Raw genomic sequence first — 16,748 nt, forward strand, 5'->3', positions numbered from 1 at the left:
CACGGGCGCGGAGCCGTACTAAAACGAGACCATAACGATCGGTCGGAAAGCACTGCACAGGCGGGCGACGTATGCATCAAGCCCGGAAAGGTGGGATGACCCGCTTATTGCACGGGTAAAAAAGAGCGAGCCCGGGGGTGACCTTTGGGACCGTGTCCGGCTTCCCCGGCCCGACACGTTATCTACTCGGCCTCCCCGCGGGCTCTGTCCGGTCAACCGTAGCGACCCACGGGGGCCGTGTGCAAAGGGTGAGCCGAACTGCCTTCGCCGTCTCAGGCGTCACGCAGCATGCACGTGAGGCGCGAGGTGCACACGCGCCGGCCCTCCTCGTCGGCGATCTCGATCTCGAACGTGGCCAGTGAGCGGCCGCCGTGAACGCGCGTCGCCACGCCCGTGACGTGCCCGGACGTGGCCGCCCTGTGATGGGTGGCGTTGATCTCGATGCCCATCGCGATACGGCCCTCGCCCGCGTGGATCGCCGAGCCGATCGAGCCCAGGGTCTCGGCCAGCACGACCGACGCGCCGCCGTGCAGCAGCCCGTACGGCTGCGTGTTGCCCTCGACCGGCATGCGGCCCACCACGCGCTCCGCACTGGCCTCGACGATCTCGATGCCCATGCGCTCGGCGAGCGTGCCGCGGTGAAGGGAGTCGATGGTGACCCGGTCTATCTGCGTCAAGGAGGAGCCTCCAGTCTTCCGAGCTCAGGTTTTCTGTCGCACATGGAGACTAGGCTTCTGGTGTGCCGAAGAGTGAAGTGACCCCCAACCGCCCATGCCTGTTGCTCCTTGACGGGCATTCGCTGGCCTATCGCGCGTTCTACGCGCTCAAGGACGCCAACCTCATGACCACCGACGGTCAGCACACCGAGGCGGTCTACGGGTTCACCTCGATGCTGACCAACATCCTGCGCGATGAGCAGCCGACCCACGTGGCGGTGGCCTTCGACCGGTCGGAGCCCACGTTCCGGCACGAGGAGTACTCCGAGTACAAGGCCAACCGCAGCGAGACGCCCGAAGACTTCAAGGGCCAGATGCAGCTCATCTTCGAGCTGCTCGACACCCTGCGCGTGCCGCGGCTGTCCAAGGCCGGCTTCGAGGCCGACGACCTCATCGCCACCCTGGCCACCCGCGCCTCGGGCGAGGGCATGGACGTGCTGATCGTCACCGGCGACCGTGACGCGCTGCAGCTCGTCAACGAACGGGTGACCGTGCTCATGACCCGCCGCGGCATCAGCGACATGACGCGCTTCACGCCGGAGGCGGTTTTCGAGAAGTACGAGCTGACGCCCCAGCAGTATCCCGACTTCGCCGCGCTGCGCGGCGACCCGAGTGACAACCTGCTGAGCATCCCCGGCGTGGGCGAGAAGACCGCCGCCAAGTGGGTGCGCGAGTTCGGCTCGCTGACCGAGCTGGTCGACCGGGTCGACGAGGTCAAGGGCAAGGTCGGCGACAAACTGCGCGAGCACGTCGCCCAGGTGCTGATGAACCGCAGGCTCACCGAGCTGCTGCGCGACGTGCCGGTGGACGTCGAGGTCGCCGAGCTCACCCAGGGCCTCTGGGACCGCGAGGAGATCAACAAGCTCTTCGACACCCTGCAGATCCGCGGCGAGCTGCGCGAGCGCGTGTTCAAGGTGCTCGGCAGCGGCGAGGAGGAGCCCGAGCAGGGCTTCGAGGTCGAGACGATCATCCTCGGCCCCGACCGCGTGGCGGGCTGGCTGGAGGCGATGCCCGAGGGCCGCGCCGGCCTGGCGTTCAAGGGCGCCTACGGCAGCGGCACCGGCCGCATCGACGGCATCGCGATCGCCTCGCCCGACGGCACCGCCGCCCATATTGACCCGACCAAGCTCACCGAGGCCGACTTCGCCGCGCTCGGCGCCTGGCTGGCCGCCGACGACCGGCCCAAGGCCGTCCACGACGCCAAGGGTCCGCTGCTGGCCCTGTGGACGCAGGGGCTCGACCTGCGCGGCCTGAGCGCCGACACCGCGCTCGCCGCCTACCTCGCCATGCCGGGCCAGCGCACCTTCGCCCTCGAAGACCTCGCCCGCCGCTACCTCCACCGCGACCTCAAGGTCGAGGAGGAGTCCGGCGGGCAGGCGGCGCTGTTCGGCGACGACGAGGACGCCCCGGCCAAGGACCTCGCGCTGCGCGCCCACGCGGTGCGCGAGCTGGCCGACTCGCTGGAGGCGTTCCTGTCCCAGCGCGGCGGCACGCAGCTGCTGGCCGACGTGGAGCTGCCGCTGGTGCGGGTGCTGGCAGAGCTGGAGCGGGCCGGCATCGCCGTCGACCGCGACTACCTCACCGGCATGGAGGCGCAGTTCGCCGCCGCGGTCAAGCAGGCCGTCGAGGAGGCGCACCGGGTGGTGGGCGAGCAGTTCAACCTCGGCTCGCCCAAGCAGCTGCAGGAGATCTTCTTCAACCAGCTCAACCTGCCCAAGACCAAGCGCACCAAGACCGGCTACTCCACCGACGCCGACCAGCTGGCGTGGCTGGCCACGCAGACCGACCACGAGCTGCCGGTCATCATGCTGCGCCACCGCGACCAGCAGAAGCTCCGCCAGACCGTCGAGGGCCTGATCAAGGAGATCGCCGACGACGGCCGCATCCACACCACGTTCAACCAGATCATCGCGGCCACGGGCCGGCTGTCGTCGGAGAAGCCGAACCTGCAGAACATCCCGATCCGCACCGCCGAGGGACGCCGCATCCGGCAGGGCTTCACGGTCGGCGAGGGCTTCGAGACGCTGCTGACCGCCGACTACAGCCAGATCGAGCTGCGCATCATGGCGCACCTGTCGGGCGACGAGTCGCTGATCGCCGCGTTCGAGTCGGGCCACGACTTCCACGCCGCCACCGCCTCGCGGGTGTTCGACCTGCCGCCGGAGCAGGTCGACGGCGAGCTGCGCGCGCGCATCAAGGCGATGAACTACGGCCTGGCCTACGGCCTGTCCGACTTCGGGCTCGCCGGGCAGCTCAACATCCCGGTGGCCGAGGCGCGGGCGCTGAAGGAGGAGTACTTCGAGGAGTTCGGCGGCGTGCGCGACTTCCTCAACGCCATCGTCTCCCAGGCCCGCACCGACGGCTACACCGAGACGATCATGGGCCGCCGCCGCTACCTGCCCGACCTGACCAGCGACAACCGCCAGCGCCGCGAGATGGCCGAGCGCATGGCGCTCAACGCGCCCATCCAGGGCTCGGCGGCCGACATCATCAAGGTCGCGATGCTCAACGTGCGCCAGGCGCTGGGCGAGGAGGGGCTGCGCTCGCGGATGCTGCTGCAGGTCCACGACGAGCTCGTGTTCGAGGCGGCGCCGGGTGAGCTGGAGCGCCTGCGGCAGCTCGTGACCGACCAGATGAACGCCGCCTACCAGCTGCGGGTGCCGCTGGAGGTCTCGGTGGGCGTGGGGCGTACGTGGGAGGACGCGGGGCACTGATCTCCGCTTCGCACGGCGGGTCCGCTTCCGGGCCCGCCGTCGCTTTTTTCCCCTCTCCGGTACGGCCCGCCGCGCCGTATTCCGGACATGTGTGATGTTGTACTGTGATGCGTGACATGGTCGGACACGGTGCGCCGTGGGCCTTCTGCGGAGGGCTTCTGGACTACCCTGGACCTTTGAAATCCCCCGACCGGTACGGGAGTTCTGTGCGGCCCTCACTGTCATCCACGCGTGTCATCGGTGCGGCGAACGTCGCGGTCATCCTCGTCGCGGTCGTCGCGCTGATGATCATGCCGGGCGACGATCCGGCGGCCCACGCGCCGCCGGAGGCGGCCAGGGTGGGGCGGATACAGCCGGCGCCCTCGCCGGGTCAGCCGTCCTCTCCGGCGGCGTCCGGGCAGCCGTCCGGGCAGCCGTCCGAGCCCGCCACGATGCCGACGGCGAGCCAGCCTCCGGCGGTGGTCGCCACGCCGGAGTTCGCCAGGCAGGTGAAGGCCAACGAGGCCGGGCTGGTGCCGATCATCATGTACCACCGGATCATCAAGAAGCGGATGGCCTCGATCGACCGCACCCCCGCCCAGCTGCGGCAGGAGCTGGAGAAGCTGGCCAAGCAGGGCTACGTGCCGATCACCGCGGCCGAGTTCGCCGCCGGGCGCGTCCAGGTGCCTGCCGGCAAGTTCCCCGTCGTGCTGACCTTCGACGACGGGCACCCGAGCCACTTCGCCCTGGACGACCAGGGACGGCCCGCCAAGAACACCGCCGTCGCCATCATCTACGACGTCGCCCGCAAATACCCGTCCTTCCGGCCTGTCGCGACCTTCTGGGTCAATCACTACCCGTTCGGGCTGCAGAAGCAGGAACAGCAGGCCTCGGCCGTGCAATGGCTGCACAAGCAGGGCTTCGAGGTGGCCAACCACACCTGGGCGCACCCCAACCTGCGGGCCATGGGCACCAAGAAGGTGCGCGAGCAGATCGCGCGGCTGGAGCGCATGCTGAAGAAGCTCGGGGTGCCGCCGTCCACGACGATGGCGCTGCCGTTCGGGAGCATGCCGCACAAGAAGAAGGCGGCCCGCAAGGGGGAGTGGGGCGGCGTGCCGTACGACTTCGACGCGGTCTTCCTGGCGGGGGCGGAGCCGTCCTTGTCGCCCTTCGCCAAGGGGTACGATCCTGGTGCCGTTCAGCGGATCCAGAGCAACGGCAAGAAGGGCGAATGCCGTAAGTGGTGCTCGCAGTACTGGCTGGAATGGCTGCAGAAGCACCCGGGATGGCGCTATGTCTCCGACGGCGACTCCGACCGCGTCTCGGTGCCGAAGAAGCTGCAGGGTAATATCGCCCCGAAGCGGAGAGACCAGGTCAACGCCTATTAGGCGCGGTGGTTCTCGAAGGTCATCGCCGTCTCGGATTGACCCCCGCCGTTAGGTCTCATATGCTGATCGCTGCGCTGTGGGCTCGCGCGCGCCTCAGACGGAGCGGGCTCGCGCTCGGTCACGTCGATGTCGTAATCCTCGGCTTGATGCGGAAGAGGGCCTGCCGCGCGCCGCCACATCGATATCTGTCCGCGTTCGGAGCAATTCCACACATGACGTCCAGCACTGAGGCCACCTCGAGCACCCCGCAGGTAGCGGTCAACGACATCGGGTCCGAGGAAGCCTTCCTCGCAGCGATCGACGAGACCATCAAGTACTTCAACGACGGCGACATCGTCGAGGGCACCGTCGTCAAGGTCGATCGAGACGAGGTTCTTCTCGACATCGGCTACAAGACCGAGGGTGTCATTCCCTCGCGAGAGCTCTCGATCAAGCACGATGTCGACCCCGCGGACGTCGTGGAAGTCGGCGAACACGTAGAGGCCCTGGTTCTCCAGAAGGAGGACAAGGAGGGTCGCCTGATCCTGTCCAAGAAGCGTGCGCAGTACGAGCGCGCCTGGGGCACGATCGAGAAGATCAAGGACGAGGACGGCATCGTCACCGGCACCGTCATCGAGGTCGTCAAGGGTGGTCTCATCCTCGACATCGGCCTCCGTGGCTTCCTCCCGGCCTCCCTGGTCGAGATGCGCCGGGTCCGCGACCTCCAGCCTTACGTCGGCCGCGAGCTCGAAGCGAAGATCATCGAGCTCGACAAGAACCGCAACAACGTGGTTCTGTCGCGTCGCGCCTGGCTTGAGCAGACGCAGTCCGAGGTCCGCCAGACCTTCCTCAACACCCTCCAGAAGGGCCAGGTCCGCAAGGGCGTCGTGTCCTCGATCGTCAACTTCGGTGCCTTCGTGGACCTGGGTGGCGTCGACGGTCTCGTCCACGTGTCGGAGCTGTCCTGGAAGCACATCGACCACCCGTCCGAGGTTGTCGAGGTCGGCCAGGAGGTCACCGTCGAGGTCCTCGACGTCGACATGGAGCGCGAGCGCGTCAGCCTCTCGCTCAAGGCGACGCAGGAAGACCCGTGGCAGCAGTTCGCCCGCACCCACCAGATCGGCCAGGTCGTTCCCGGCCGGGTCACCAAGCTGGTGCCGTTCGGCGCGTTCGTTCGGGTCGAAGAGGGCATTGAAGGCCTGGTCCACATCTCCGAGCTGGCCGAGCGCCACGTGGAGATTCCGGAGCAGGTCGTCCAGGTCGGCGACGAGATCTTCGTCAAGATCATAGACATTGACCTCGACCGCCGGCGTATCAGCCTCTCGCTGAAGCAGGCGAACGAGGGTGTCGGCACCGAGGTCGAGTTCGACCCGACCCTCTACGGCATGGCCGCCACCTACGACGACCAGGGCAACTACATCTACCCCGAGGGCTTCGACCCCGAGACGGGTGAGTGGCTGGAGGGCTTCGACCGCCAGCGCGAGGAGTGGGAGCGGCAGTACGCCGAGGCCCAGACTCGCTTCGAGGCCCACAAGAAGCAGATCGAAGAGGCCCGCAAGGCCGAGGCAGAGGCCGGCGAGGCCGCTCCTTCGTCCTACAGCGGTGAGACGCCGGCTCCGGCCAGCTCCTCCTCCTCGACCTCTTCTTCCTCCGCTCCGGCCAGCGGCGCCCTGGCCTCCGACGAAGCTCTCGCGGCACTGCGCGAGAAGCTCGCCGGCGGGCAGAGCTGACCAGCTCGGCAAGCGCGAACCGATCAAGCCCCGCACCCTCGTGGTGCGGGGCTTGACCCGTGTCAGGGGCCGGTCAGCCCGGTGTGGCCCGGGTGTAGGTGAGGCTGAAGTCGTGGGACCAGTCGGCGCCGTCCTTGGAGAACTCCCAGGCCGCGGCGATCCTCCGGCCGTCCTCGTCGAAGGCGCTGGTGGAAGCCGGGCGCGTCGCGCCAGACCCGCCAGACGCCGTCCGCGAGCGTCATCTGGTAGACCCGGTGCACGCCGCGGGCGTCGGAGTGCAGGTAGGAGAAGGCGCCGGTGGCGTCGTCCACGCCGATGAGGCAGACGGACGGCAGCGGCGAGTCCGACTGCCACTCCTGCGGGGCGTCGCCCTCGGCGGTGCCGTACGCGCGGAAGGCGAGGAACGCTCCGCCCTCGATCCACTCGAACACCGCGCGGCCGCCCGAGACGGTGTGGCCGCCGATATGGGCCTCGACGCTCCATTCGCCCACCAGGGTGTCGAGAGGGACGAGGGCGGGGTTGCGTGCCATGGGGCTCTCCTCCGTGGTCAGGCCCTCCGGAGCCATCCGGTAGGGTCGTCGGCCGTGCGTGCTGCACTCCCAAGAGATCGAAGGAACGACCATATGCGCAAGCTCACCTATTACGTCGCCTCCACCTTGGACGGCTACATCGCCGAGCGTTCCGACGCCGACCCGTCGGGCGGGCTGTTCGCCATCGGGCAGGACTACATCGAGTTCGTCATCGCGAACTACCCGGAGACGCTGCCGGTCAACGCCCGTCAGGCGCTCGGCGTCACGGATCCGGGTACGCGCTTCGACACGGTGGTGGAGGGGCGGCGCTCGTACCAGATCGGCCTGGACATGGGCATCAGCGACGCCTACCCGCACCTTCGCCACCTGGTCTTCTCCCGCAAGCTCGCCCAGACCACCGACGTCGAGGTCGTCGCGAGCGACCCCGTGGAGCGCGTCAGGAAGCTGAAGGCCGAGGACGGCCTCGGCATCTGGCTGGTCGGCGGCGCGGAGCTGGCGGGCGTGCTCTACGACGAGATCGACGAGATCGTGGTCAAGGTCAGCCCGGTCACGGCCGGTGCGGGGGTGCCGCTGTTCGCGGGGCGGAGCGAGGCCGAGGCGCGCCGGTTCACGCTGACCGATCACGTGATCCTGAACAGCGGCCTGGCCGTCATGACCTACTCGGCCTGAGCCCGTCGCGTGCGCAGGACCAGCTGGATCACCTGCTCCTCCAGGTCCCGGCCGGGTGACACGGTCCTGCCCCGCTCGTAGGCGAGCACGACGCGCGGGTCGATGTAGGAGGCCAGGGCGACGGCGGGGGTGTTGCCGAGGCGGGCGGCCACCTGTTCCACCACCCGCCGCACGGCCCGCCGCCGGCCGAGCCTGCCGCGGGGGCGGCGCGTGCGTGCCAGGCCCTCGGCGGCCAGGACGGTGGCGTGCCAGGTGCGGAAGTCCTTCGCCGACACCTCACAGTCGAGCAGTTCGCGCAGATAGTCGTTGAGGTCCTCGGTGCGCACGTCCTTCCATCCTGAGCCGTCGCGGTAGCGCAGCAGCTCGCCGTCGTGGCCGGTGCGCAGGAGCGCGGAGACCACCTCGCGCACGTGCGAGTCGCGGATCTCCGTCTCCTGCTGCCTGCCGCCCTTGGCCGCGAACCGGCACAGGACGCCGCCGTCGGTACGGGTCACGTGCTCGGTCCTGAGCGTGGCCAGGCCGTAGGAGTCGTACTCGGCGCCGCCCGCCCGGAACAGCCCGAGGTCCAGCATGCGCGCGGCGGCGGCCAGCACGCGCTCGCGGGTCAGCCCGTCCTGCCCCAGGTGCCGCCGGACCCGGCGGCGGAAGGCGGGCAGCCGCCCGGCCATCTCGGTGACCCGGTCGAACTTGAGGCGGTCCTGCTCCTCCCGCCACAGGTCGTGGTAGCGGTACTGGCGCCGGCCCGCCGCGTCGGTGCCCACGGCCTGCAGATGGCCGTCGTCACGGCAGATCCACACCTCGCGCCAGGCGGGAGGTACGGCCAGGCTACGGATCCGCGCCAGGACGCGGCGGTCGCGCACGCGGCGGCCGTCGGGGTGGTGGTAGCTGAACCCCCGGCCCCGGCGCCGCCGGGTGATGCCCGGTTCCTCCGGGTTGCTGTGGCGCACGCCATCGCGCCTACCCGCGAACCCGCCCGGAACACGCCGGTCAGCACCCCGAGGCCTCAAGCCGGACGATCCGGCCGCTGATCACCTGCATGTAGACCGCCTCGGTGCGTTCGGCGACGCGCGGCCAGCTGTAGCGGCGACGGGCCCGGCGGGCCCCCGCGGCGGCGAGCTCCTCGCGCCGCTCCGGTGAGTCCAGCAGCTCACGCAGCGCTCTGGCCAGTGCCCGCGGACGGCGCGGCGGCACCAGCGGACCCCAGCCGGCGACCGTGTCCAGGTGTCCGCCGACGGCCGAGGCCACCACGGGCACGCCGCAGGCCATCGCCTCGATCGGGACGATCCCGAACGGTTCGTACCACGGCACCGACACCACCACGTCGGCCGAGCGCATCAGGCCCGGCACGTCCGGCCTGGCCACGCTGCCGATCAGCCGTACCCGTCCGGCCAGGCCGTGCGTGGCGGCCAGGCCGCGCAGCCGGGACAACTCCCCGTCCTCCGGGACGCCGCCCGCGATCAGCAGCTCCACACCGGGCAGCCGGCGTAGCGCCTGGACGACGGTGTCGACGCCCTTGCGCGGCACCAGCCGGGCGATGCAGAGGACCCGGCCGCCGGTACGCGGGCCGTACCACCAGCGGCTCGCCTCCAAGGGATCGGGCGGCGCGGGACGAAACCGTTCGAGATCCACACCGCACGGCACGACCGAGACCCGCTCGGACGGCACGCCCATCGCGGCCAGTTCACGCACCTCGTCGCCGCAGGTGGCCACGATCGCGTCGGCGCGCCGGCCGATCTCGCGCTCGGCGTCCACGCGGTGCGGCGGGCTGGTGTCGGCCGCGCCCTGCCAGCGCCGCTTCACGGTGCCGAGCGCGTGGTAGGTCAGCACCACGGGGACGTCCGCCGCCGCCGCGAGCGCCGCCTGGCCGCTCATCCAGAAGTGCGCGTGGATCACGTCCGGCCGCTCGCGCCGCCAGCGTTCGCGCAGGATCCGCGCGAAGTCCGGCATGTACGGCGCCAGCCCGTCCTTGGCCACCGGTCCAGGCGGCCCGGCCGGAACATAGTCCACCGTGACGCCCGGTCCCATCGGAACCCGTTCCGCCTGGCGGGGCGAGGTGCGCCGGGTGTGGACGACGACCGTGTGCCCGCGCGCGGCCAGCGCCGAGGCCAGGGCGGCCACGTGAACGTTCTGCCCGCCGGCGTCCACTCCGCCGATCGCGGCCAGTGGGTCGGCGTGCTCGGAGATCATGGCGATTCTCATGCGCTCGGCTCCTTTTCACCACGTGCTGGGCCTGGGGCCTCGAAAGATCGCTGCAGCGCGCACGGCCGCGGCATGGCTGGGACGGCTGGAGCGCCTCGCGGCGCGGACCGGGGGTAAGGCTGGATCGTCCGGCGGGGAGGAGAACCCGGGACGTCTCATCTACGCTCCTCCCCGCCGGCTTCACCTTCGCTACCGAGAAACACGGGCCCCAAACCTCACCAATCCGTCGCATGACGTGGCGTGACGGGGGTAGGCGCGCCGGATGAGGACATTGATCCACGACTGGACGGAACGAGCCGCCTGCCTGGAGGCCGACCCGGAGCTGTTCTTCCCCGTCTCCCCTCATGGGCCGGGCGAGGAGCAGGTCATGGCGGCCAAGGCGGTGTGCGCCCGATGCCCGGTACGCGAGCAGTGCTTGGCCTACGCGCTGGACACCCGGCAGGCGGAGGGTGTCTGGGGTGGCACCGATCCGGCGCAGCGCGGGGTCATGAGTCGCCGGTAGCGCGCCCGTCGCCGGGCGGTGCTTCGCTGACGAACAGTTCGATCAGGGTGCGTACCGGCGTGTGCGCCTCGGTCGGATAGCGGAAGCCCTGGTCGAGGTTGAGTTCGTAGCGGTTGCGGCGTCCCACCCGGTCGCGGGTGAGGTAGCCGGCCTGCTCCAGGTCGGTCACGATGCCCTGAACCGCGCGCTCGGTGATGCCGATCGTGAACGCGATCTCGCGCAGCCGGGCATCGGGGTCACGGGCGATCTCCAGCAGCACCCGCGCGTGATGCGTCAGGAACGTCCACGACGACCGATCATCAGACCTACCCATGTTTTCATCCTCCAGCCCCCTGACCTCAACTTCAATGACTGACGAACCCTCTTTCCGGAAAAGGTCATCGGGGTTAAGCTGGCGCGGTGAGCGGTCTCGACGTCAGCTGCGAGCACATGCGCGGCGCCACGCTGATCCGCGTCACCGGTGAGGTCGATGCCACCAACTCCGCCTGTCTGGCGTCCGCGATCGAGGACGCTCGCCGTCCCGGGGTGCCGGTGGTGCTGGACCTGGCCGGGATGACGTTCCTCGACAGCAGTGGCCTGAAGGTGCTGCTGAGCGCCCATCTGTTCGGCGAGCACGACGGTGGCCGCGTGCATCTGGCCGCCGTTCAGCCGATCCCGGTCCGGGTCCTGCGGATCACCGGCGTGCTGGACCGGCTGAACGTCCACGACACCCTCGAACGGGCCTGGGCGGCTGTCTCGGCCAACGGACACCGACCCTGAAGTGTGGATCTTCCCCGTGTGAGTCGCTGCCCGAACCCCACGACGCCGGCCCGCGGGAAAGCGTGCATTTTGTTGGGCGATGGGGTGATTGAGGGTGTTATGCGGGCAGGGGTGAGCTGGGAAAACCTGACGAGCAGGGCCTGTAGTCCGGCCCTTGCGAAAGGACAAGAGCATGCCTCGGGGATCAAGCCCGAAACGGGAACGCCAGTACGAGCACATCAAGGACAGCGCCAAGAAGCGCGGCACGAGCGACAAACGGGCCAAGGAGATCGCGGCCCGCACGGTCAACAAGGAGCGGGCGCGGGCGGGTGAGTCGAAGACGGCCGGCCGTACCTCCACCCAGGACATCTCCTCCGGCCGGCGCGGCGGGCTGCGCTCGCACTCCGGCGCCGGCGGACGCACGCGCGACCAGCTCTACGCCGAGGCCAAGCGCCGCGACATCAAGGGCCGCTCGAAGATGACGAAGGCCCAGCTGCTGAAGGCGGTCGGCTGAACTCCCTCCCGGGCCGCCGACCCACCGGCCGGCGGCCCGGAGCGCGGCTAGCGGGATTCGAGGAGTCTGGCCAGGTTGTCCAGGGCCATGCGGGTGCCGGTCTCGTTGTCGGCGGCCGAGACGGCCTCCGGGAGGCCCTCGTGCAGGATGACGACCTCGGTGCCGCCCTCCGCGTCGGTCAGCGTCGTCGTCATGGTCATCTCGCCGCCCAGCGCCGGATCCGCGCTTTCGAACTCGACGACCTCCACCACCCGCTCGTCCGGCACCAACGTGACGAACCGCCCGTGGTAGGTGTCGGTGTGGCCGCCGGACTTTCCCGCCTCGTCGGGGGAGTGGTAGGTCAGCGAGATGCGGAAGTAGCCGCCCTCCCACCCCTCGAACGTGTGCACCTGGCTGCTCATCCCGTCGGGCACCCGCCACGCCGCGATCGCGGTCGGGTCAAGGAAGGCCTGGTAGACGGCCGATCGCGGGGCTCGTACCAGACGGGAGACCTGGGTCGTGGGCATAGGCCCACCCTACGGTCCGCCGTACGCTGTCAGGACATCGTGTTCCGCGGCGGGAGAGGTGGGCGCGCCCGCCGTGCACGTGGCCTGGGGCACCTCGATGGGCGGCTTCCTGCCGCAGGCGCTCCTGCGCGCGATCCCCGGCCGGATCGCGACCTGCTCGCCCTCATCCGCGGGCAGGCGGCCGAGGCCACCTCCGCCGGGCACTCGCCGCCGGCCACCCGGTCCCGACGAGTACACGCTGGTGGTGGCGGCCTTCCTGCGCGCCTGCCGCGCATAGGCTCGGGTGAGGGCGACGAAGGGTGGACGATGTCAGCGACACGCCTGCTGATCCTGGGTGCGGTACGCCGTCGTGGCCGGGCCCATGGCTACCAGGTGCGTTGTGACCTGGAGTCCTGGGGCGCCCATGAGTGGGCCGGCATGAAGCCGGGCTCGATCTACCACGGCCTCAAGCAGATGGCGGCCCAGGGGCTGATGCTGGCCCACGACGTCGCGCCGAGCACCGCCGGTGGCCCGCCGCGGACCGAGTACGAGATCACGGCGGCCGGTGAACAGGCGTACTTCACGCTGCTGCGTGACGCGCTGACCCGCCACGACCAGCGGCTGGACGTCATCACCGCGGGCGTGGGGCTGATCGAGGACCTGTCCAGGGCCGAGGCGGTCGAACTGCTGCTGCGGCGGGTGCAGGGGCTGGAGGAGTGGCGGGCCGCGGTGACCAAGGAGTGGACGCCCGAGGCGGATCCGGAGGCGTGGGGAGCGGTGGGCGAGGTGCTCGGGATGTGGGTGCACACGGCCGACAGCGGCGCCCAGTGGACGCTGGGCCTGATCGAACGGCTGCGCCAGGGGGCGTACACGATGGCCGACGACGTGTGACTCCGGATAATCGGGAGCTATAGCTCGAAATGGGCATATATCTCTGTATGAAAGACAATGCGGAGGATGTCGGGGTGCTGCTGTTGCGGGTGCCCGCGGGACTCCTGCTCATGGGACACGGCGCGCAGAAACTCTTCGGCTGGTTCGGCGGCGGCGGGCCCGACGAGACCGGCGAGATGATGACCGCGCTCGGCTACCCCCATGGCAAGCTCATGGCGCTGGCCGCCGGGCTCGGCGAGTTCGGGTCGGGCGCCGGGATCGCGCTCGGCGCCGCCACCCCGCTCGCCTCCGCCGGGCTCGTCTCCGTCATGACGAACGCCGTCGTCTCCGTCCACCTGCCCAAGGGGCTGTGGGCGCAGAACGGGGGCTTCGAGTACCCGATGCTCCTGGGCATCGGGGCCACCGCGCTGGCCGTACACGGGCCGGGCAGGTTCTCCGTGGACGCGTTGCTCGGGCTGGACCGCAAGGGGATCGGGTGGGGGCTGGCCGCCCTCGCGCTGGGGGCCGGGGCGGCGGCGGCCGTACTGTCGATGCGCGGCAGGGACACGCCCGGCGAGGATGAGTAAAGTGGGCGGGTGCTGATAGAGCGGGCAGTCGCGGCCGACGCCGGGGAGATCCTCACGCTTCAGCGTGCGGCCTACGTGACCGAGGCCCAGCTCTACGGCGACCCGTTCATCGCCCCGCTCGTGGAGTCCGCCGAGCAGGTGCGCAAGGCCGTCGAGAGCGCTACGGTCCTCAAGGCCGTCGACGGCGGCCGCATCGTCGGCGCCGTGCGCGGCCAGTTGTCCGGCACCACCTGCCTGGTCGGCCGGCTCGTCATCGCGCCCGACCGCCAGGGCCAGGGCGTCGGCACCGCCCTGCTGGCCGCCCTGCACGCGCGGGTGCCGCAGGCGACGGCCTTCGACCTGTTCACCGGGCACCTGTCCATGAGCCTGCGGCTGTACCACAAGCTCGGCTACCGCGAGACGCACCGCGAGCGGATGGACGACCACCTGACGCTGGTGCATCTGCGCCGCCCGGTCTCGGTACCCTGATCACGTGCTGAAGGTGGGACTGACCGGCGGGATCGGCTCCGGTAAAAGCGAAGTGTCCAAGCGCCTGGCCGCCAAGGGCGCCGTGGTGATCGACGCCGACAAGATCGCCCGCGAGGTGGTCGAACCCGGCACCGTCGGCCTGGCCCGCGTCGTCGCCGCCTTCGGCCGGGAGATCCTCCGCCCGGACGGCACCCTGGACCGCGAGAAGCTCGGCGCCATCGTCTTCTCCGACGCCGACCACCTCGCCACCCTCAACGCCATCGTCCACCCGCTGGTGGGCGAGCGCGTGGCCACCCTCCAGAACCAGGCCGCCGCCGACGCCATCGTCGTCTACGACGTCCCGCTGCTGGCCGAGAACAAACTCGCCCCCATGTACGACGTGGTCATCGTCGTGGACGCCGCCGACGACACGCGTATCCGCCGCCTGGCCGACCACCGCGGCATGCCGGAGGCGGACGCGAAGGCCCGCATCGCCGCCCAGGCCTCCCGCGAGGCCCGCCTGGCCATCGCCGACCTGGTCGTGCCCAACGAGGGCTCGCTGGAGGACCTGGGCGCGCGGGTGGAACAGGCGTGGGAGGACCTGCGCCGCCGGGCGGGCCGCGGGTAGTCAGAGGCCGGACCGCCACCGGACGATCCCTCGGTCATGGATGGCGGTGGAGCCGGCGCAGGGTGAGGGCCAGCTGCAGGCGTAGGCGGCCCTCGGGGTCGCGGATGGTCCAGCCGAGGAGGTGTTCGGCGTGGGCCAGGCGGTCCTGGAGGGTGGAGTGGTGGACAGGGAGCTGGGCCGCGGCGGCTCGCAGGCTGATGGCGTACGCGATCGCGTGCAGCGTGGCGAGCATCCAGGGAGCGGCGGAGGCGGCGTGCTCCAGGGCGTGGACGTCCGGGACGGGGTCGGCCCCCGCGGGAACCGCCGCCGCCAGCGCGGCCAGTCCGCCCAGGCTGTCGTAGCGGACCACGCGCGGGCCGGGATCCTGGTCGGTGCCGTCGGCGGCCAGCCGCAGGGCCAGCCGGGCCAGCGGCCAGGAGGCGGGCAGATCGCGCACGGGTACGGCGGGCCCGATGCCGGTCCTGCGGGCGGGAGGCGCCGGGCCCGGATCGGTGCCGGCGGGCACGATCCTGGCGTCGCCGCCGGCGAAGGCCACGGCCCTGGCCTCGCTGCTCACCTCCAGGCCGAGGGAGCGGGCGGCGCGTAGCCGGGCCTGCTCGGGGGCGGTGCCGTCCAGGACCAGCTCGACGAGCGCCGGGTCGTCGCGCGAGGGAGCCCGTCCCCGTGTCCGGTCGAGGACGTCCCTGGCGGCCACGGCGGCGCGTTCGAGCACCACCGCGTGCACGGGACCGGCCGGACCCGGCATCTCCAGCCACAACCGGGCGGCCCCGCCGGGCGTGGCCCCGACCGGCCAGCCAGGATCCACCCGCTCGTGCCAGCGGTCCGCGGCGGGGCCGCCGCGGCGGCCGTCGGCCAGCACCCGGACGCGGACGTTGCGTTCCTCGTCGACCAGGCGGACCGGGCACCCGGCCAGTACGGCCGCGCCCCGCACGATCGCCTCAAGCCCGGCCCGCGCCTCCACCAGCCGGTCGAAGTACGCGATCACCTGAAGGGCCGCCCCCGCGTCGGGATCGAGGGCGGACAGCCTGCCCGCGAGCTCCTTCACACAGCCATCATGTCTCAGCCGCCGAGCAGGCGCCGCAGCCAGCGCAGCCGCGCCTCCTTGGCGTCCTGCGAGAGCGCGGCCTGCGGGGCGAAGCCGTCGAAGCCGTGGAAGCCGCCCGGCCACACGTGCAGTTCGGCCCGGCCGCCGTCGCGCCAGATGCGCACGGCGTAGTCGACGTCCTCGTCGCGGAAGGTCTCGGCCGAGCCGACGTCGATGAACGCGGGCGGCAGGCCGGACAGGTCGGTGGCGCGGGCCGGCGCGGCGTAGGGCGACACGTCGGGGCCGCAGCGCGAGGAGCCGAGCAGCGCGGTCCAGCCGGTCTCGTTCGCGGTGCGGTCCCAGATGCCCAGCCCGGCCATCTGGTGGGCGGACGGGGTGTCGTTGCGGTCGTCGAGCATGGGGCAGATGAGCAGCTGGCCCAGGATCGCGGGCCCGCCGCGGTCGCGGGCCATCAGGACGACGGCGGCGGCCAGCCCGCCGCCCGCGCTGCCGCCGCCGACGATGATCCGCTCGGGGTCGATGCCCAGCTCGGCGGCGTTCTTGGCGGTCCATTCGAGGCCCGCGTAGCAGTCCTCGACGGGCGCGGGATGCGGGTGCTCCGGGGCAAGGCGGTACTCGACCGAGACGATGGCGATTCCGAGCTCCAGCGCCAGCTCGGCCAGGTCGGGCAGGCTCTGGCGGCGGTTGCCGAGGATCATGCCGCCGCCGTGGACGAAGTAGAGGGCGGGCACCGGGGCGACGGCGGCCGCGGGCCGGGCCACGAGCAGCATGATGTCCGGCTGGCCCGCCGGGCCCGGCGCGGTGTGGTCGGCGATGACGAGCGCGCCGTCCCGGCTGAGCTCCTCGTCCGTGGGCTGCGGCAGGCCCGCGCGGGCCGCGCGCAGCGTCGGGATCATGTCCGGCGTGATCGACGAGGGCAGGGCCTCGCCGAACATCTCCAGGGCCGCGGTGAGTTCGGGGTCGAACGGCGGTGGTGTGCTCATGACGTTCATGGTGCGTTACGGCTCAGCCCGCCCGCGAGCGCCACG

The 16,748-nt window shown here is 71.0% G+C and carries 20 protein-coding genes; 12 read left to right on the plus strand and 8 right to left on the minus strand.

The window, feature by feature from the left end:
- Positions 1-272 precede the first annotated feature (272 nt).
- Positions 273-617: a PaaI family thioesterase gene (locus tag ACIBHY_RS03245; protein ID WP_397246791.1), complete on the minus strand. Its 345-nt coding sequence runs from the start codon at positions 615-617 to the stop codon at positions 273-275.
- Positions 618-739: 122 nt separating this feature from the next.
- Between ACIBHY_RS03245 and polA the strand changes: the two genes are divergently transcribed.
- The 3 genes from polA to rpsA all read left to right on the plus strand — a co-directional run bounded on the left by polA (position 740) and on the right by rpsA (position 6,506).
- On the plus strand, positions 740-3,430 hold the full coding sequence (gene polA, locus ACIBHY_RS03250; protein WP_397246376.1) for a DNA polymerase I: 2,691 nt from the start codon (positions 740-742) through the stop codon (positions 3,428-3,430).
- 206 nt (positions 3,431-3,636) lie between these two features.
- The gene (locus ACIBHY_RS03255; RefSeq protein ID WP_397305794.1) at positions 3,637-4,797 is read left to right on the plus strand and encodes a polysaccharide deacetylase family protein; all 1,161 of its coding nucleotides are present in this window, start codon (positions 3,637-3,639) and stop codon (positions 4,795-4,797) included.
- A 212-nt stretch (positions 4,798-5,009) separates the two neighbouring features.
- A complete protein-coding gene (gene rpsA / locus ACIBHY_RS03260; RefSeq protein WP_184960885.1) occupies positions 5,010-6,506 on the plus strand; it encodes a 30S ribosomal protein S1 in 1,497 nt (498 codons plus the stop codon).
- Positions 6,507-6,568: 62 nt separating this feature from the next.
- Here rpsA and ACIBHY_RS03265 read toward each other — a convergent pair whose 3' ends face one another.
- A complete protein-coding gene (locus tag ACIBHY_RS03265) occupies positions 6,569-7,036 on the minus strand; it encodes a hypothetical protein (RefSeq protein ID WP_397305795.1) in 468 nt (155 codons plus the stop codon).
- A gap of 93 nt (positions 7,037-7,129) precedes the next feature.
- On the opposite strand from ACIBHY_RS03265, the gene ACIBHY_RS03270 reads away from it, so the two are divergent.
- On the plus strand, positions 7,130-7,705 hold the full coding sequence (locus ACIBHY_RS03270; protein ID WP_397246384.1) for a dihydrofolate reductase family protein: 576 nt from the start codon (positions 7,130-7,132) through the stop codon (positions 7,703-7,705).
- Here ACIBHY_RS03270 and ACIBHY_RS03275 read toward each other — a convergent pair.
- Entirely contained in the window at positions 7,693-8,652 is a 960-nt protein-coding gene (locus ACIBHY_RS03275; protein WP_397305796.1) for a DNA topoisomerase IB, read from the minus strand. The two genes, ACIBHY_RS03270 and ACIBHY_RS03275, sit on opposite strands and share 13 nt — an antisense overlap.
- A gap of 40 nt (positions 8,653-8,692) precedes the next feature.
- Positions 8,693-9,904: a glycosyltransferase gene (locus ACIBHY_RS03280; protein ID WP_397246390.1), complete on the minus strand. Its 1,212-nt coding sequence runs from the start codon at positions 9,902-9,904 to the stop codon at positions 8,693-8,695.
- Positions 9,905-10,166: 262 nt separating this feature from the next.
- On the opposite strand from ACIBHY_RS03280, the gene ACIBHY_RS03285 reads away from it, so the two are divergent.
- Positions 10,167-10,406 (plus strand): WhiB family transcriptional regulator, encoded by a 240-nt coding sequence (locus ACIBHY_RS03285; protein ID WP_397246392.1) that lies wholly within the window; start codon positions 10,167-10,169, stop codon positions 10,404-10,406.
- Here ACIBHY_RS03285 and ACIBHY_RS03290 read toward each other — a convergent pair.
- On the minus strand, positions 10,390-10,719 hold the full coding sequence (locus ACIBHY_RS03290; RefSeq protein WP_397246394.1) for a helix-turn-helix transcriptional regulator: 330 nt from the start codon (positions 10,717-10,719) through the stop codon (positions 10,390-10,392). The genes ACIBHY_RS03285 and ACIBHY_RS03290 overlap by 17 nt on opposite strands.
- Before the next feature lie 86 nt (positions 10,720-10,805).
- Between ACIBHY_RS03290 and ACIBHY_RS03295 the strand changes: the two genes are divergently transcribed.
- Positions 10,806-11,165 (plus strand): STAS domain-containing protein, encoded by a 360-nt coding sequence (locus ACIBHY_RS03295; protein ID WP_397246396.1) that lies wholly within the window; start codon positions 10,806-10,808, stop codon positions 11,163-11,165.
- A gap of 172 nt (positions 11,166-11,337) precedes the next feature.
- A complete protein-coding gene (locus ACIBHY_RS03300; RefSeq protein ID WP_397246398.1) occupies positions 11,338-11,658 on the plus strand; it encodes a plasmid stabilization protein in 321 nt (106 codons plus the stop codon).
- Between the two features lie 47 nt (positions 11,659-11,705).
- On the opposite strand, the gene ACIBHY_RS03305 is transcribed toward ACIBHY_RS03300, so the two are convergent.
- Complete coding sequence (locus ACIBHY_RS03305; protein WP_397246400.1) at positions 11,706-12,164, minus strand: SRPBCC domain-containing protein; 459 nt, start codon at positions 12,162-12,164, stop codon at positions 11,706-11,708.
- 58 nt (positions 12,165-12,222) lie between these two features.
- On the opposite strand from ACIBHY_RS03305, the gene ACIBHY_RS03310 reads away from it, so the two are divergent.
- The 5 genes from ACIBHY_RS03310 to coaE are packed head-to-tail and all read left to right on the plus strand — an operon-like array spanning position 12,223 to position 14,675.
- Positions 12,223-12,441, plus strand: coding sequence for a hypothetical protein (locus ACIBHY_RS03310; RefSeq protein ID WP_397305797.1), 219 nt, complete (start codon positions 12,223-12,225; stop codon positions 12,439-12,441).
- Between the two features lie 29 nt (positions 12,442-12,470).
- Positions 12,471-13,034: a PadR family transcriptional regulator gene (locus ACIBHY_RS03315; RefSeq protein WP_397305798.1), complete on the plus strand. Its 564-nt coding sequence runs from the start codon at positions 12,471-12,473 to the stop codon at positions 13,032-13,034.
- A gap of 47 nt (positions 13,035-13,081) precedes the next feature.
- Positions 13,082-13,600 carry a DoxX family protein gene (locus ACIBHY_RS03320; protein WP_397246409.1) on the plus strand — a complete coding sequence of 173 codons (519 nt, stop codon included), beginning with the start codon at positions 13,082-13,084 and terminating at the stop codon, positions 13,598-13,600.
- A 12-nt stretch (positions 13,601-13,612) separates the two neighbouring features.
- Positions 13,613-14,068, plus strand: a complete 456-nt coding sequence (locus ACIBHY_RS03325) for a GNAT family N-acetyltransferase (RefSeq protein ID WP_397305952.1) — start codon at positions 13,613-13,615, stop codon at positions 14,066-14,068.
- 4 nt (positions 14,069-14,072) lie between these two features.
- On the plus strand, positions 14,073-14,675 hold the full coding sequence (coaE, locus tag ACIBHY_RS03330) for a dephospho-CoA kinase (protein ID WP_397305799.1): 603 nt from the start codon (positions 14,073-14,075) through the stop codon (positions 14,673-14,675).
- 34 nt (positions 14,676-14,709) lie between these two features.
- Here coaE and ACIBHY_RS03335 read toward each other — a convergent pair whose 3' ends face one another.
- Together ACIBHY_RS03335 and ACIBHY_RS03340 are read right to left on the minus strand one after the other, a co-directional pair.
- Positions 14,710-15,720 (minus strand): helix-turn-helix domain-containing protein, encoded by a 1,011-nt coding sequence (locus tag ACIBHY_RS03335; RefSeq protein WP_397305800.1) that lies wholly within the window; start codon positions 15,718-15,720, stop codon positions 14,710-14,712.
- A 14-nt stretch (positions 15,721-15,734) separates the two neighbouring features.
- On the minus strand, positions 15,735-16,703 hold the full coding sequence (locus ACIBHY_RS03340) for an alpha/beta hydrolase (RefSeq protein WP_397305801.1): 969 nt from the start codon (positions 16,701-16,703) through the stop codon (positions 15,735-15,737).
- Positions 16,704-16,748 lie beyond the last annotated feature (45 nt).

Source organism: Nonomuraea sp. NPDC050547 (genome assembly GCF_044457345.1).
Lineage (GTDB): Bacteria > Actinomycetota > Actinomycetes > Streptosporangiales > Streptosporangiaceae > Nonomuraea.

What these genes read in the sequence shown, in the direction of transcription:
- ACIBHY_RS03245 (WP_397246791.1), bottom strand. Translation starts at nt 617, where the DNA reads ATGGGCATCGAGATCGTCGAGGCCAGTGCGGAGCGCGTGGTGGGCCGC.
- rpsA (WP_184960885.1), top strand. Translation starts at nt 5,010, where the DNA reads ATGACGTCCAGCACTGAGGCCACCTCGAGCACCCCGCAGGTAGCGGTC.
- ACIBHY_RS03265 (WP_397305795.1), bottom strand. Translation starts at nt 7,036, where the DNA reads ATGGCACGCAACCCCGCCCTCGTCCCTCTCGACACCCTGGTGGGCGAA.
- ACIBHY_RS03270 (WP_397246384.1), top strand. Translation starts at nt 7,130, where the DNA reads ATGCGCAAGCTCACCTATTACGTCGCCTCCACCTTGGACGGCTACATC.
- ACIBHY_RS03280 (WP_397246390.1), bottom strand. Translation starts at nt 9,904, where the DNA reads ATGAGAATCGCCATGATCTCCGAGCACGCCGACCCACTGGCCGCGATC.
- ACIBHY_RS03285 (WP_397246392.1), top strand. Translation starts at nt 10,167, where the DNA reads ATGAGGACATTGATCCACGACTGGACGGAACGAGCCGCCTGCCTGGAG.
- ACIBHY_RS03290 (WP_397246394.1), bottom strand. Translation starts at nt 10,719, where the DNA reads ATGGGTAGGTCTGATGATCGGTCGTCGTGGACGTTCCTGACGCATCAC.
- ACIBHY_RS03300 (WP_397246398.1), top strand. Translation starts at nt 11,338, where the DNA reads ATGCCTCGGGGATCAAGCCCGAAACGGGAACGCCAGTACGAGCACATC.
- ACIBHY_RS03305 (WP_397246400.1), bottom strand. Translation starts at nt 12,164, where the DNA reads ATGCCCACGACCCAGGTCTCCCGTCTGGTACGAGCCCCGCGATCGGCC.
- ACIBHY_RS03315 (WP_397305798.1), top strand. Translation starts at nt 12,471, where the DNA reads ATGTCAGCGACACGCCTGCTGATCCTGGGTGCGGTACGCCGTCGTGGC.
- ACIBHY_RS03320 (WP_397246409.1), top strand. Translation starts at nt 13,082, where the DNA reads ATGAAAGACAATGCGGAGGATGTCGGGGTGCTGCTGTTGCGGGTGCCC.
- ACIBHY_RS03340 (WP_397305801.1), bottom strand. Translation starts at nt 16,703, where the DNA reads ATGAGCACACCACCGCCGTTCGACCCCGAACTCACCGCGGCCCTGGAG.